The organism is Luteibacter sp. TLI7-4A (assembly GCF_056754745.1).
Genome location: NZ_JBPGWO010000001.1, coordinates 3,797,801 through 3,812,255 on the forward strand (window position 1 = coordinate 3,797,801; position 14,455 = coordinate 3,812,255).

Consider the following 14,455-nt stretch of genomic DNA (forward strand, 5'->3'; position numbering starts at 1 on the left):
CGCACCGGTGACGACCGCTAGCGGATTGCCGGAAAGTAGACGAGGGCAATCTGGCTGGCGATCATTCGGGCTTTCTCCAGAAATCAAAAAGGCTTGCCCGCGCTATTGCGGGAGATCGCCGCGATGAACGATGTGGACCTTGTTTCCGTCGGGGTCGCGCAGATAAGCGCCGAAATAGCCGTCGCCATAGTGCGGACGTGGTCCGGGGCCGCCCTCGTCCGTTCCGCCATGTGCCATACCGCCGGCATAAGCCTCGTTCACCGCTTCCTTCGACGGCGCCAGAAAGGCGACCAAACTGCCGTTGCCAACCGTGGCCGCTTCGCCATTGAAGGGGTCGTAGACGTAGAAGCGTGGCAAGGGAGATTGTGGTGTTACCCAGCAAAGCGCCGCAGGCCCGCCATCGGGCGTAATAGCACGGCGGTTCAGGCCGAGTGGGGCAAGCACGGCGTCATAGAAATGTCCTGCCCGCTCTAGATCACGCGTTCCGACGGTTACATGGCTGAACATTCGAACCTCGATACGCTCAGCAATAATGGCCGGCGCTTGTTTCAACCTATGTTACACCTGCTGTTTATTGCACTAGTGTAACGTGAAACTTTTCAACGAGTTTGCGACCGGGCTGCTGCAATCCCCCTGGGAGCCTCGTCTTGCAAACATCGAGGCCAATGCCGCCGACCGGGTGGTACTTGCTCTCGCCGATTATTATCGAGGGGCGGTTGACAGGTGGCGACCGCCTGCCCGCCCATCGTGATCTGGCGTGGAAACTGGGCGTGGGGCTTGGCACGGTGACGAAGGCCTATGCCGTTCTTGAACGGCGGGGCCTGACGCGCAGCGTCAAGGGTCGGGGAATTCGTGGCGCTGCAGGAGGCGCATAACGACTGGCAGACCGAGTCCGCTTCCCACCAGGCTCGGGTGTGCTTGGATCTTCGCTTTCCCCTCAATACGCACGGCGAATGCGAGGGCGAAGCCGTGCCCGACGCCGGGTCCGGGTACAGGAAGAACAAAAACAGGCTTCACATCGGCACCGGTGATGTTCCCCGGCGCCGATGGCTGCGCATGCGGTCAGGCCAGATGAATCTCCACGTCGATGTTCCCCCGCGTCGCCTTCGAGTAGGGGCAGGTGCGATGCGCCGACTGGATCAGCTCGTGCGCGACGTCCGGGTCGAGACCGGGGAGGCTGACCGTGAGGCGGGCCTGCAGGAAGTAGCCGCCGTCGCCGGTGCCGAGGTCGATCTCCGCGTCGACCGCCGTGTCCTTCGGCAGGGCGATCTTGCGCTCGCGGGCGGCGATGCCCATGGCTCCGATGAAACAGGCCGACCACCCCGCGCCGAGCAACTGCTCGGGATTGCTGCCGGTGCCCGGGCCGCCCGGGGAGGAAAGCTTCACGTTGAGGCGGCCGTCCGAGCTGCGCGACTCGCCGTCGCGGCCGCCGGTGGTGTGGGTCTTGCCGGTATAGAGGACATTCTCGATCTGGGCCATGGTCTTGGTTTCCGTTGAGGGGTGGTCATAGGAAACCGCGAGGGCGTATCCGGGCTGTGTCCCGATGCCGGCGGAAGTGCATTGAACCGTGTCGCGGCGACGGCTCGACACATTCGGATACAAAGCGCATGCGCGACGGTCTTGGGCGACCCGTCCGCGGCTTGTACATGCCGATACAAAAAGGCGGGGTGGGGGACACGTGCGGGATAAGCGGCGGGCGTCCAATAAGTCCATGCGCGGTACGTCCATCGCGCCCCTGTCGCCACCAAGAGGTCTCCCCCATGCGCCCCATCCGCCTTGCCCTCGCCACCCTGGCCATCGGTGCCGCCCTCGTCGCGGCCTGGCCGGGTAACTGGTCTTCCACCGCGCTCGCCCAGGATTCCACCGCCAAGGCTCCCACCCCGGACTTCGCCGGTATCGATCACTGGTTCAATTCACAGCCACTGTCCATCGCCGGATTGCGCGGCAAGGTGGTTCTGGTCGAGTTCTGGACGCATGAATGCATCAACTGCCTGCATGTGTTGCCGCATACCAAGGCGCTTTACGACAAATACGCCAAGGACGGTCTCGTGGTAATCGGTGTGCACACGCCGGAGTACGACGAGGAACGCGACCCCGCCAACGTGAAGGCGGCGATCGCCCGCTATGGCATCACCTGGCCGGTCGCCATGGATAACGGCTACCAGACATGGAACGCCTATGGAAACCGCTTCTGGCCGGCGCTGTACCTGATCGACCGCGATGGCCGGGTGGTCTACAGCCATTTCGGTGAGGGAAACTACGAAGAAACCGAAGCCCGCGTCAGTCAGCTCCTGGGCAAGGCATGATGTAACCGACCTCGCGCACCACACAGTCACCGAGAGAGCTTCGCGCATGGAACATACCGATCACATCCTCGTCGTCGACGACGACCACGGCATCCGCACGGGCGTCGTCGATTACCTGCGCAAGAACGGCTTGCGTGCCACCGCCGCCGCGGACGGCCGCGAGATGATGGCGCAGCTGGACACCTCGGCTTTCGACCTCATCGTGCTCGACATCATGATGCCGGGCGACGACGGCCTCGTACTCTGCCGCAACCTGCGCAGCGGCAAGCACCGGGCGGTGCCGATCCTCCTGCTCACGGCGCGCGACGACGAGACCGACCGCATCATCGGGCTGGAAATGGGCGCCGACGACTATGTGGTGAAGCCGTTCTCTCCGCGCGAACTGCTGGCGCGTATCAAGGCGGTGATCCGGCGCACGAGGATGCTGCCGCCGAACCTGCGCATCACCGAGTCCAGCGAGACCATTTCGTTCGGTCGCTGGCGCCTCGATACGACCGCGCGCCACCTGCTGGACGACGACGGCACCGTGGTCTCGCTGAGCGGCGCGGAGTTCCGCCTGCTGCGCGTGCTGCTCGATCACCCGCAGCGCGTGCTGTCGCGCGACCAGCTGTTGAACCTCACGCAGGGCCGTGACGCGGAGTTGTTCGATCGCTCCATCGACCTCATGGTGAGCCGCCTTCGCCAGCGCCTGAAAGACGATGCGAAGGAGCAGGCTTACATCAAGACCGTGCGCAGCGAAGGCTACGTGTTCTGCATGCCGGTGACCGTGCATGGAGATGCGTCATGAAGGCCGGCGGGGGCTTGCGCGCGCCACGCTGGTGGCCACGAAGCATGGCTTCCCGCATTTACATCATCATCTTCGCCGGCCTGTTACTCGCCCAGGGGTTGTCGTTCGGATTCATGTTCTACGAGCGCTACCAGAGCGCCACGACCGTCATGCTCAACACCCTGGAGCACGATGTCGGCACCTCGGTGGCGGTGCTCGACCGTGTGCCCGCGGCGGAGCGTCCGCAATGGCTGCCACGCCTGCAAAGAGACAACTACCGCTTCATCCTCGGACCGGGTGAGGAAGGCGAGCCGTTGGCGACCGAACGCTCACGCGACGTGACCGGCCTGATCGCGAAGGAGGTCGGCCCGGCCTTCCGGGTCCATGGCGCGACCACGTCCGTCTCGCCGGAGCGTTACCAGGTGCACCTCACCCTGCATGACGGTTCCCCGTTGACGCTCGAGGTCACTCCGCGCGGCGTCCCCGTGGCGGACTGGCTGCCCTTCGTGCTCATCGTGCAAGTGGTGGTGTTGCTGGCTTGCGCATGGATCGCCGTGCGCCAGGCGACGCGACCGCTGGCACGCCTGGCGCGCGCGGCCGAAGGCTTGACTCCGGCGATCGACAACCCACGCCTCGCCGAGGACGGGCCGACCGAGGTCGCGCATGCGGCGGTGGCGTTCAACGCGATGCAGGACAGGATCGGGCGCTACCTGAAGGAACGCCTACATATCCTTGCTTCCATCTCCCACGACTTGCAGACACCGATCACGCGGATGCGCCTGCGCGCCGAGTCCCTCGGCGACAGCACCGCCCGCGACAGGATCCTCGACGACCTGCGCGAGATGGAACATCTCGTGCGTGAAGGCGTGGCCTACGCGCGTAGCGCGCACGGCGGTGAAGAGGCTCCCGTGCGCATCGACCCCGCGGCTTTTCTCGAAAGCCTCGTCTTCGATTATCAGGACTCGGGCCAGCTGGTGACGCTGGTCGGCAGCATCCACGGTGTTTGCCTGGCGCGGCCCAGGGCCTTGCGCCGTGTGCTCGGTAACCTGGTCGACAATGCGATCAAGTACGGCGGGTCGGCCGAGATCGGCGTTTCGCAGGATGCTCGCGATGGTCTCCACATCACCGTGTCGGATCGGGGGCCGGGTATTCCCGAGGACGAACTCGACGAGGTGCTGCAACCTTTCTATCGCCTGGAAGCCTCGCGCAACCGGGATACGGGCGGCGCGGGCCTGGGCCTGGCCATCGCCACCCAGCTCATGCGCTCCATCGGCGGCAACCTGACCCTGGCCAACCGCGAAGGGGGCGGCCTGGTCGCGACGGTGCTGCTGCCGGGCGCGCGATGACCGCGGATGGGGCGGGGCGCGCGAGGTCACTTCTGTCTAAGACCCCTTTGGGCGCCGCCTGCTAACGTACTTCGTTACTGGCGCCGTTCGCGCCCCGCAACCCTGACGGAGTTCCATCGTGTCCCACACCCTCACTGTAAAAACACCGGATGGTTCATTCGACGCCTATGTCGCCATGCCCGCCACGACGCCCGCGCCGGTCGTTGTCGTGGTCCAGGAAATCTTCGGTATCACCGAGGGCATCCGCGCGATCGCCGATGGCCTGGCTCGCGACGGTTTCATCGCCGTGGCGCCCGACCTGTTCTGGCGCTTCGAGCCCGGCATCCTTCTGTCCGAACATAGCGAGGCCGACTGGAAGACGGCGGTGGGGTACTACATGAAGCTCGACCTCGCCAAGGCCGAGGAGGACATCGAGGCGACGATCGCGGCCGCGCGTGCGCTGCCGGAATCGACTGGCAAGGCGGGCGTGATGGGTTTCTGCCTTGGCGGCCTGTTGTCGTTCCTCACCGCCGCGCGCGGCAAGGTCGACGCGGCCGTGGAATACTACGGTGGCCGTACGGAGGAATTCGTCGAGCGTGGCGCGAACATGACGACGCCTTTGTTGATGCACCTCGCCGGTGCCGATGAATTCATGACCAGGGACGCACAGGCGAAGATCAAGCAGGTGCTGGCCTCTCGCCCCAACGTGGAGATCCACGTCTACGAGGGAAGAAACCACGCCTTCGCCCGCCCCCAGGGCGACCACTACGACGCGGCGGATGCGGAGAAGGCGAATGCCCGCACCCGCGCATTCCTGAAGCAGCACCTGGGCTGAACATCAGTTCCCCACGATGGCCGACCCATTCAATGGGCCGGCCAGATGCCCGGTAGGAAACATCGGGTAAGAAGTGCTCGGTAGGAAATACCCCCGGTGGGAGCCGACCTTGTCGGCGATCCCGCGGCAGCGGGCCAGGTCATGGCAAGCACCCATTGCCGACAAGGTCGGCTCCCACCCGGTCGACAGCCACCCCGGCAGGGCGGGCCTGCGTCGACCGGCTTCCACCCGTCTTCGCTATACCCTCGGGCCGCGACGCAGGCCTCCGAACAACAACGAAAGGATGAACAGGATCAGGAAGACCACGAACAGGATCTTCGCGATGCTGGCGGCGCCCGCGGCGATGCCGGTGAATCCGAAGATGGCGGCGATCAGCGCGATGACGAAGAAAATGACGGCCCAATGAAGCATGGCTTGTCTCCTCTGGCGAGTTGGGATGGGGAAGGGCTCAGTACTGGCGATCGATGCGGTCGCGGAAATCCTTTACCTGCCGCTCCGCTTCGTCCTTCGCCACGCCATAGCGTTCCTGGACCTTGCCCGCGAGGTATTCGCTATTGCCTTCGGCAACCGTCAGGTCGTCGTCGGTCAGCTTGCCCCACTGTTCCTTCATCTTGCCGCTCAGCTGCTTCCATTTGCCCTTGAGGGTGTCTTCGTTCATGGAGGTTCCTCGATCGGTCATGCCCGCAGGGCGCTCGTCGCCGTGCCAGGACGGGTGCCATTCGAGCATCGCGGTGTTGAAGCCGGCGTCTGTAGGGGGTGAGGTGGTGTCTCACCGCGCCTTGGCGCGCCGTACACGGCAAAAAGGCGTTGCGATCGGGGCCACGGTGGCGGATCGTGTCGGCACTTTCTCCGCGGGGACCCTCGACACATGAATGCCCAGACTTTCCGTGACCTGCACGCCGGTACTTCCTTGCTGGCGCTCGCCAACGCCTGGGATGGCGCCAGCGCCGCCGTCGTCCAGCACGCCGGGGCGCCAGCCGTCGCCACCACCAGCGCCGGTGTCGCGTGGTCTTGCGGTTGGCCCGACGGCGACCGCCTGCCCGTGGCGGAGATGCTCGCCGCCGTCCGCCGGATAGCGAGGGTGGTAACCGTTCCGTTGACCGTGGATATCGAGGAAGGGTGTTCCGACGACCCTGCGCAGGTGGCGGACTTCGTCTCGTCGCTGGTCGACGCTGGCGTGGCGGGGATCAACATCGAGGACGGCACCAAGGCCCCCGCGTTGCTGGCCGACAAGCTCCGCGCGATCCGCACCCGGCTCGCTGGACGCGACCTCTTCATAAACTCGCGCACGGATGTCTACTTGCGCGGCATGGCATCGGGCGATGCCGCCGTCGAGGAAACGCTTCGGCGCGCGACCCTTTATCGGGAAGCGGGCGCCGACGGCATGTTCGTGCCAGGTATCGCGGCGCTGGATGAAATCCGGCGCGTGGCGGCGGCGCTCCGGCCGATGCCGTTGAACGTGATGCTGGTGCCGGGATTGCCGTCGCGGGAGGAACTGTTCGCCGCGGGCGCGCGGAGGCTCAGCGCGGGTATCGCGCTGTCGCTGGAAGCGTATGCGACGGCGGGGCGGATGGCGGCGGAGTTCCTGGGGACCGAGCCGAAGGACATCGGCTACGGCACGTTGAACACGCTGCTGGCCAGGTAGGTTCGCCGATCGGGAACCGCCCTTGCAGGGGCCTACCTTGTGGTTGCAGAGCCGCCCCTGGTGGGAGCCGCTCTTGTGGGAGCCGACTTTGTGGGAGCCGACTTCGTCGGCGATCCCGCGGCAGCGGGCCAAGTTATGGCAAGCACCCATCGCCGACAAGGTCGGCTCCCACAAGAGCCTTCCTTTCCTGAGCTGAGGCAAGCAACTATCGCCGACAGGGTCGGCTCCCACCAGAAACAAGAAGGGCGCGACCGAGGTCGCGCCCTTCTTGTTCGCACGGTATGAAGGCTTACTTCTTCTTGACCTCGAACGCCTCGTTGCCCACGGCCTGGCCGTTGAGCGAGACGGTGACCTTGTACTTGCCTTCCGGCCATTCGTTCGGATTCTGGATCTTGAACGTGGTGACCGCCGGGCCATCGGTGCTGATCGACTGGCTGATGTCGCTGACGGTCGTGGTGGTGTCGCCGTCCTGGTAGGTCCACTTCGCGTTGAGCGTGGCGCCGGCGGTGCTGCCCTCGGTGGCGACCGAGGCGTAGATGGTCTTGTCGGTCGGGGCGAAAGCGGTCTTCGCCTTGGCGACCTTCTTGTCCGTGCCCACGGCGCTGCCCAGGGTGACCGAACCGACCTTCAGCGACTCGGCGGCCGGAGCTGCCGGGGCGGCAGTCGGCTGGGCGGCGGGCGCGGCGGCGGCGGTGGTCGCGGGGGCCGGCGCGGCGGGTGCCGGAGCGGTGGCGGGTGCGGCCGGAGCCGTCGAGGCGGCGGCCGGGGCGGTGTTCTGCTGCTCTTCCTTCTTGCCGCAGGCGGTGAGGACCAGCAGGCCGGCGACGGTGGCCGTGCAGAGGGCGGACGAGCGGAAGGAAAGCTTCATGTCTGGATTCCGGGAGTGGCTTGTCAGGTTCGAAACAAAGGGGGCGTCAAGGTGGATCCCCTTGGCCGCCGCAGGGTACAGGCTACACAACTAAAGGCAAGACCAATGAAGAACGCATGAATGCGCCATTCATCATTGGCGCGCACCACGCGGGTTCGCGGGCACGGCGGCCGGGTCCGTGCTGCGGAACGGATTGATGTCCAGGCCGCCGCGCCGGGTATAGCGCGCATAGACCGAGAGTTCGCGCGGCGCGCAGCGGGCACGGAGATCCATGAAGATGCGCTCCACGCACTGCTCGTGGAATTCCGTGTGGCTGCGGAAGGAAACGAGATAGCGCAGCAGTCCCGCCCGGTCGATCGGCGAGCCCGTATAGGCGACCTGTACGCTGCCCCAGTCGGGTTGCCCGGTCACCGGGCAATTGGAGCGCAACAGGTGCGACACGAGCACCTCGCGCACGTGGCCTTCGTGCGTGGCGAGGAAATCCGGACGCGGCGGGCCGTAGCTGTCGAAATCCAGCTCCTGCGTGTCCAGCAGGATGCCCTCGGGCTCGCCCAGCGGGGTGCCGTCCAGGTCGTTCGGCGCCCGTAACACCACGTCCACGGGGCCGCCGGACGCAGCCGACAGGTCGCGGACCAGCGTGGCGCGCACCTGCGCATCATCGGCCATGCGTTCCTGGGCGAAGCCGTTCAGGTAGAGCTTGAACGACTTCGATTCGACGATGTTCGGCGTGGTGGCGGGGAAACGGAACTCCGCCACGGCCACGACCGGCTTGCCACGCGCATCCAGCCAGGAGAGTTCATAACCGTTCCAGACGTCGACGCCATGGAAAGGCAGGGCGCCGACGGACACGCCGATCTCGTCCCGCTTGCCCTGGCGTGGAATCGGGAAGAGCAGGCTGGCGTCGTAGCGGTCGGCATAGACGGTGGCCTTGCCCAGCGGTGAGTGATCGGGGGACGACATGGCGGTTTGCTGCTGACACAAACCGCCATTATAAGCCAAGCACTTAGGCGTTGATGGAGCCCATCATGTTGGAGGCGTAGCGGTCGCCCACGGCCGAGTCCGGCGGGAACACCGCGTCGATCTCGGCGATCTCGGCCAGGCTGAGTTTCACCTCCACCGCGCCGGCGTTTTCCTCCAGGTACTTCACCCGCTTGGTGCCCGGGATCGGCACGATGTCGTCGCCCTTGGCGATCACCCAGGCGAGGGCGAGCTGGCCGGGGGTGCAGCCCTTGTCGGCGGCGAATTTCTTCACCTTCTCCACGATGGCCAGGTTCTTCGCGAAGTTCTCGCCGGTGAAGCGTGGATTGACGCGACGGTAGTCGTCCTCGGCGAAGTCTTCCGGCCGGGTGATGGCCCCGGTGAGGAAGCCGCGCCCGAGCGGGCTATAGGCGACCAGAGCGATGCCGTGCTCGCGACAGGCGGCGAGCGTGCCGGTGGTTTCCGGATCGCGCGTCCACAGCGAGTATTCGCTCTGCAGGGCGGTGATCGGATGCACCTTCGCCGCCTTGCGGATCGACTCGGCCGAAGCCTCGGACAGGCCGAGATGGCGTACCTTGCCTTCCTTCACGAGGTCGGCCATCGCGCCGACGGTCTCCTCGATCGGTACCGTCCGGTCGACACGGTGCTGGTAGTAGAGATCGATGTAATCGGTCTTCAGGCGGCGAAGGCTGCCTTCGACCGACTGGCGAACGTATTCCGGACGGCCGCTGATGCCGCGCTTCATCGGGTCGTTCGGATCGCGCACGATGCCGAACTTGGTGGCCAGGAACACCTTGTCGCGGCGGCCGGCGAGCGTGCGGCCGAGCAGTTCCTCGTTGGTATGCGGGCCGTACGCGTCGGAGGTGTCCCAGAAGGTGATGCCCAGTTCCAGCGCGCGTTCCAGCGTGGCGACCGATTCCTTCTCGTCGCCGGCGCCGTAGAACTCGCTCATGCCCATGCAGCCGAGGCCGAGGATCGAGACCTCGGGGCCGTGCGTGCCCAGTTTGCGGGTGATCATGCGTGTCTCCTTCGTTTCGAGGGGGCGTTCGCCGGCGCCGCCGGTGTCACGGGCGGCTCGGCGGGGAGGGGGATGGCTTCGTCGGGGTAGATCGAGCGGTACAGGGCGATCTTCTCGTCCAGTCGCGCGATCGTCTCGGTCAGTTCGGTCAACTGGCCGCGCAGGTAGGTGGCGTGCCGGGCGAGCAGGTCGCCGCGCAGGCGGATGCTCTCGGGGGTCTCGCCCAGGCGGCGCAAACGCACGTATTCCTGAATGTCGCGCATCGACATGCCGGTGCCGCGCAGGCGCAGCACGAAGTCGATGAGGCGCATCTCGGCTTCGCCGTAGACACGTTGTCCCCCGCGCCGTGGCACCGGGTCGATCAGGCCGATCTGCTCGTAGTAGCGCAGCGTGTGGGTGGTCAGGCCGGTGGCGAGGGCGGCCTCGGCGATGGTCATCGAATGGGGCATTCGAAGAGCGTACGCCTTCGAGTGCGCTCTAAGTCAACAGGGGGGACGGTAGCGGCTGTACGGGAGTCGGCTTATGGTCGCTGTCCAGCGCGATCATGGTGAAGGTGCCGCGGGTGCACAGTTCACGCGCGCCCGAGATCAGGTCCTCGGTGTACATCGCCACGTCGATCTTCATCGACGTGCGGCCCACGGATACGACCGTGGCGATGAGTTCCACCATCTGGCCCTTGCGCACGGGCACGTGGAAGTCGACCTGCTCGGAGCGCGCGGTGACCACGATCTGCCGCGAATAACGCGAGGCGGCGAGGAAGGCGGCCTTGTCCATCCATGCCAGCGCCTGGCCGCCGAAGAGCGTGCCGAGGTGGTTGGTGTGGTCGGGGAAGACGATCTCGAGGACGCGGGCCTCGGTGGGGCGGTCGATGGGGGGCATGTTGGTGCGGCCTTGTGAGGTGAGGCGACCATGCTATCGCGGACAGGGTCCGGGGCATCGCCGACAAGTCGGCTCCCACAAGAGCGGCTCCCACAGGGTACCGTGAGCATGCTCTTGTGGGAGCCGACTTGTCGGCGATGCCCTCAGAGTCGGCGATGCCTCTAGAACGACTGGTCGAACGCCACCTCGCCCTGCACGCCCACCTGGTACGACGAGACGCGCCGCTCGAAGAAGTTCGTCAGTTCCTGCACGTCCTGCAGGTCCATGAAGTCGAAGGGGTTCTTCGCACCGTACTTCTTCGGCATGTCGAGTTGCACCAGGCGCTGGTCGGCGCAGTATTCCAGGTACTGGCGCATGTCGTTCACGGAGAGCCCTGCCACGCCACCGGAGAGCACGTCCGCCGCGAACTGCGTTTCGCATGCGATGGCGTCTTCCAGCATCGCCTCCACCTGCTGGCGCATGTCCTCGTCGAAGAGGTCGGGCTCCTGCTCGCGCACGGTGCGCACCACTTCGAAGGCGAACGCCATGTGCCCGGATTCGTCACGAAACACCCAATTGGTGCCCGAGGCCAATCCGTGCAGCAGTCCGCGCGAACGCAGGTAGTACACGTAGGCGAAAGCGGCGAAGAAGAACAGGCCTTCGATGCACGCGGCGAAGCAGATCAGGTTGAGCAGGAACTGGCGGCGATGCTCGCGCGTCTCCAGGCGGTTGAGGTCCTGGATGGAGTCGATCCACTTGAAGCAGAACTCACCCTTCTGCCGGATCGAGGGAATGCTCTCGATCGCGGCGAAGGCCTTGTTCCGTTCCGAGGGCTCGGGGATGTAGGTATCCAGCAAGGTGAGGTAGAACTGCACGTGCAGCGCTTCCTCGTACAGCTGGCGCGAGAGGAACATGCGCGCCTCGGGCGAGTTCACGTGCTGGTAGAGGTTCAGCACGAGGTTGTTCGACACGATCGTGTCGCCCGTGGCGAAGAAGGCGACGAGGCGATGGATCAGGTGGCGATCCGCATCGGACATCTTCGCCTTCAGGTCGGTCACGTCGAGCGAGAAATCCACCTCCTCCACCGTCCACGTGTTGCGGATGGCGGCGCGATACATTTCGTAGAACTGCGGATACTTCATCGGCCGCAGCGTCAGTTCGAAACCGGGATCGAGGATGTGGGTATCGCGGGTGATCGGTGAAGCGGACATTGGGTACCTCGGGAAAATGTGAACAGCTTCCGTGGGAGCCGCTTCAGCGGCGACGGGCGTTTCGGCTAAACCGCTCCGTCGGCTTTTCGCCGATGAATCGGCTCCCACATGTACTTTCTTTTTACTGGCAGGCTTCGCAGTACTCGGGGTTCTCGAGCGAGCAGAACACCGCGGCCTCGGCCTGCTCCTGCGCGTCGGCGACCGGTGCGGCGGGCGCCGGCAGGGAAGCCGACGACGAACTGACCGTGGTCTTCGCGATGCGCGTGGCCGGGCGCGAGCGCAGGTAGTACGTCGTCTTGATGCCCGACTTCCACGCGTACATGTACATCGAGGAAAGCTGTCCGATGTTCGGGTTTTCCATGAACAGGTTCAGCGACTGGCTCTGGTCGATATAGGCGCCGCGGGCGGCGGCGAGATCGATCAAGGCCTTCTGCGGCAGTTCCCAGGTGGTGCGGTACACCGCGCGCAGTTCCGCCGGGATGGCCGCGATACCCTGCACCGACCCTTCCGCGAGCTTGATCTGGTCGCGAATCTCGGCGGTCCACAGGCCCAGTGTCTTCAACTCGTCGACGAGGTAGCGATTCACCACGAGGAAGTCGCCCGACAGCGTCTCGCGCTTGAACAGGTTGGACACCTGCGGCTCGATGCATTCGTAGCAGCCGGCGATCGAGGCGATCGTCGCGGTGGGGGCGATGGCGATCAGCAGCGAGTTGCGCAGGCCCTTGGCCTTGATCTTCTCGCGCAGTTCCGCCCAGCGGCCGTCCTTGCCGGTCGGCATGGCGGCCGGCCAGTAATCGAACTGCAGCTCGCCGTTCGCCGCGCGGCTTTCCTCGAAGCCCGGATGCGGGCCGTCGCGTTCGGCGATCTCGTTGGACATGGACAGCGCGTGGAAATAGATCTCCTCCGCGATCCGGGTGGACAACGTCCGGGCCTCGTCGGAATCGAACGGCAGGCGCAGCTTGAAGAAGACATCCTGCAGGCCCATCACGCCCAGGCCGACCGGACGCCACTTCACGTTCGCCGTCTTCGCCGAGGCGATCGGGTAGAAGTTGAGATCGATCACGCGGTTCAGCTGGCGCACGGCCGTGCGCACGGTGGTCGACAGCTTCTCGTAGTCGAACTGGCCGTCCACCACGTGGCGGGCGAGGTTGATCGAGCCGAGGTTGCACACCGCTGTCTCGCCCTCCGAGGTCACCTCGAGGATCTCGGTGCAGAGGTTGGACAGGTGGATGACGTTTTCCGGTCGTGCCGTCTGGTTGCTGGTCGCGTTGGAACGATCCTTGAAGGTCATCCAGCCGTTACCGGTCTGCGCCAGCGAGCGCAGCATGCGCGCGTACAGTTCGCGCGCCTTGATCGTCTTCACCGCCAGGCCTTCGGCTTCGGCGGTCTCGTAGGCGGCGTCGAAGGTGGCGCCCCAGGTGTCGACGAAATGCGGCACGATCTTCGGATCGAACAGCGACCAGTCGCCGTCCGTCTCCACGCGGCGCATGAAGAGATCCGGCACCCAGTTGGCGAGGTTGAGGTTATGCGTGCGGCGCGCATCGTCACCGGTGTTCTCGCGCAGTTCGAGGAATTCCTCGATGTCGGCGTGCCACGATTCCAGGTAAACGCAGGCCGCGCCCTTGCGTTTGCCGCCCTGGTTCACGGCCGCGACGGAGGCGTCCAGCGTCTTCAGCCACGGCACGAGGCCGTTCGAGTGGCCGTTGGTACCCTTGATCAGCGAGCCGCGCGAGCGGATGCGCGAATAGGCGAGGCCGATGCCGCCGGCGAACTTCGACAGCTGGGCCACGTCGCCGTACTTGGCGTAGATGGATTCCAGCGCGTCCTGCGGCGAGTCCAGCAGGAAGCACGAGGACAGCTGTTCGTGCGCCGTGCCGGCATTGAACAGGGTCGGCGAGCTGGCGAGGTATTCCAGCGACGAGAGCATGCGGTACAACTCCAGCGTCTCGGCCACGTCGTTGCCGCCAAGCGCGCAGGCGATCCGCATGAAGAAGTATTGCGGCGTCTCGATGACGAACCGCTTCGTCGGGTGGCGCAACAGGTAGCGGTCATAGACCGTGCGCAGGCCGAAGTATTCGAAGCGGCGCGAGGCCGTGGCATCGATCGCATCGTTGAGCTTGCGCGCGTTCACCTGCACGAAGTCGCGCAGGCGCTCGTTGAGGATGCCGAGGTCGAAGCCGGTGGAGATCGACTGCGAGAACGACTGGATGTCCTGGCCGGACACCTCCTTGTCGATGAAGGCGGCGAGCAGGCGTGCCGCCAGCTGGCCGTACTCCGGTTCCTCGGCGGTGAGCGCCGCGGCGGTGCGGATCGACAGCTGGTCGAGTTCCTGGGTGGTGGCGCCGTCGTAGAGGCCGCCGATCGTCTTCAGCGCCACGCGCATCGGATCGACCGCGTACAGGCCATCGGCGCTGCGGGTCACCGCGCGCACGATCTTGTTGACGTCGACGACCTCCTGGCCACCGTTGCGCTTGGTGACGCGCATCTGGCCGGGGTTGTGGGGTGGGGTGAGGGCGAAAGCCGGCGGTGCTTCGTTCTTGTAACCGGCGGCGGGCGCCTTGTCGGTCGCTGCGGAGGGGGTGGCGGCCGGGTCGGCCGTCTCGGTGCGCTCGCGCGCTGCGGAATCCATCGTGGTCATGTGTGGC

At 65.6% G+C, this 14,455-nt stretch carries 17 protein-coding genes; 6 read left to right on the top strand and 11 right to left on the bottom strand.

The window, feature by feature from the left end; all coding sequences use genetic code 11:
- Positions 1–102 precede the first annotated feature (102 nt).
- Complete coding sequence (locus ACR9Y6_RS16590; RefSeq protein WP_481282284.1) at positions 103–552, bottom strand: VOC family protein; 450 nt, start codon at positions 550–552, stop codon at positions 103–105.
- Between the two features lie 113 nt (positions 553–665).
- Here ACR9Y6_RS16590 and ACR9Y6_RS16595 point away from each other — a divergent pair, with 113 nt between their 5' ends.
- Positions 666–875 (top strand): GntR family transcriptional regulator, encoded by a 210-nt coding sequence (locus ACR9Y6_RS16595; protein ID WP_481282285.1) that lies wholly within the window; start codon positions 666–668, stop codon positions 873–875.
- A 187-nt stretch (positions 876–1,062) separates the two neighbouring features.
- Here the strand turns inward: ACR9Y6_RS16595 and ACR9Y6_RS16600 are convergent, their stop codons facing one another.
- Positions 1,063–1,479, bottom strand: coding sequence for an organic hydroperoxide resistance protein (locus tag ACR9Y6_RS16600; protein ID WP_481282286.1), 417 nt, complete (start codon positions 1,477–1,479; stop codon positions 1,063–1,065).
- 281 nt (positions 1,480–1,760) lie between these two features.
- On the opposite strand from ACR9Y6_RS16600, the gene ACR9Y6_RS16605 reads away from it, so the two are divergent.
- From ACR9Y6_RS16605 to ACR9Y6_RS16620, 4 genes are all read left to right on the top strand, one after another.
- Positions 1,761–2,306 (top strand): thioredoxin family protein, encoded by a 546-nt coding sequence (locus ACR9Y6_RS16605; RefSeq protein ID WP_481282287.1) that lies wholly within the window; start codon positions 1,761–1,763, stop codon positions 2,304–2,306.
- 46 nt (positions 2,307–2,352) lie between these two features.
- Positions 2,353–3,093, top strand: a complete 741-nt coding sequence (locus ACR9Y6_RS16610; RefSeq protein ID WP_306848974.1) for a response regulator — start codon at positions 2,353–2,355, stop codon at positions 3,091–3,093.
- Between the two features lie 44 nt (positions 3,094–3,137).
- Positions 3,138–4,418 carry a sensor histidine kinase gene (locus ACR9Y6_RS16615; RefSeq protein ID WP_481282288.1) on the top strand — a complete coding sequence of 427 codons (1,281 nt, stop codon included), beginning with the start codon at positions 3,138–3,140 and terminating at the stop codon, positions 4,416–4,418.
- A 118-nt stretch (positions 4,419–4,536) separates the two neighbouring features.
- Entirely contained in the window at positions 4,537–5,232 is a 696-nt protein-coding gene (locus tag ACR9Y6_RS16620; RefSeq protein ID WP_481282289.1) for a dienelactone hydrolase family protein, read from the top strand.
- 237 nt (positions 5,233–5,469) lie between these two features.
- On the opposite strand, the gene ACR9Y6_RS16625 is transcribed toward ACR9Y6_RS16620, so the two are convergent.
- Together ACR9Y6_RS16625 and ACR9Y6_RS16630 are read right to left on the bottom strand one after the other, a co-directional pair.
- On the bottom strand, positions 5,470–5,643 hold the full coding sequence (locus tag ACR9Y6_RS16625; RefSeq protein ID WP_426285891.1) for a DUF1328 domain-containing protein: 174 nt from the start codon (positions 5,641–5,643) through the stop codon (positions 5,470–5,472).
- 37 nt (positions 5,644–5,680) lie between these two features.
- Positions 5,681–5,890: a CsbD family protein gene (locus tag ACR9Y6_RS16630; protein ID WP_426285890.1), complete on the bottom strand. Its 210-nt coding sequence runs from the start codon at positions 5,888–5,890 to the stop codon at positions 5,681–5,683.
- A gap of 210 nt (positions 5,891–6,100) precedes the next feature.
- Between ACR9Y6_RS16630 and ACR9Y6_RS16635 the strand changes: the two genes are divergently transcribed.
- Positions 6,101–6,877: an isocitrate lyase/PEP mutase family protein gene (locus ACR9Y6_RS16635; protein WP_481282290.1), complete on the top strand. Its 777-nt coding sequence runs from the start codon at positions 6,101–6,103 to the stop codon at positions 6,875–6,877.
- A 289-nt stretch (positions 6,878–7,166) separates the two neighbouring features.
- Here ACR9Y6_RS16635 and ACR9Y6_RS16640 read toward each other — a convergent pair whose 3' ends face one another.
- From ACR9Y6_RS16640 to ACR9Y6_RS16670, 7 genes are all read right to left on the bottom strand, one after another.
- A complete protein-coding gene (locus ACR9Y6_RS16640) occupies positions 7,167–7,745 on the bottom strand; it encodes a hypothetical protein (RefSeq protein ID WP_481282291.1) in 579 nt (192 codons plus the stop codon).
- Between the two features lie 132 nt (positions 7,746–7,877).
- Positions 7,878–8,705, bottom strand: a complete 828-nt coding sequence (queF, locus tag ACR9Y6_RS16645) for an NADPH-dependent 7-cyano-7-deazaguanine reductase QueF (RefSeq protein ID WP_481282292.1) — start codon at positions 8,703–8,705, stop codon at positions 7,878–7,880.
- 43 nt (positions 8,706–8,748) lie between these two features.
- Positions 8,749–9,741 (bottom strand): aldo/keto reductase, encoded by a 993-nt coding sequence (locus ACR9Y6_RS16650; protein ID WP_481282293.1) that lies wholly within the window; start codon positions 9,739–9,741, stop codon positions 8,749–8,751.
- Positions 9,738–10,178, bottom strand: coding sequence for a MerR family transcriptional regulator (locus tag ACR9Y6_RS16655; RefSeq protein WP_481282294.1), 441 nt, complete (start codon positions 10,176–10,178; stop codon positions 9,738–9,740). The genes ACR9Y6_RS16650 and ACR9Y6_RS16655 overlap by 4 nt, the downstream gene beginning before the upstream one ends.
- Positions 10,179–10,218: 40 nt before the next feature.
- A complete protein-coding gene (locus ACR9Y6_RS16660; protein WP_481282295.1) occupies positions 10,219–10,620 on the bottom strand; it encodes an acyl-CoA thioesterase in 402 nt (133 codons plus the stop codon).
- A gap of 161 nt (positions 10,621–10,781) precedes the next feature.
- Positions 10,782–11,810, bottom strand: a complete 1,029-nt coding sequence (locus ACR9Y6_RS16665; RefSeq protein WP_306849002.1) for a ribonucleotide-diphosphate reductase subunit beta — start codon at positions 11,808–11,810, stop codon at positions 10,782–10,784.
- A 121-nt stretch (positions 11,811–11,931) separates the two neighbouring features.
- Positions 11,932–14,448, bottom strand: coding sequence for a ribonucleoside-diphosphate reductase subunit alpha (locus ACR9Y6_RS16670; protein WP_481282296.1), 2,517 nt, complete (start codon positions 14,446–14,448; stop codon positions 11,932–11,934).
- Positions 14,449–14,455 lie beyond the last annotated feature (7 nt).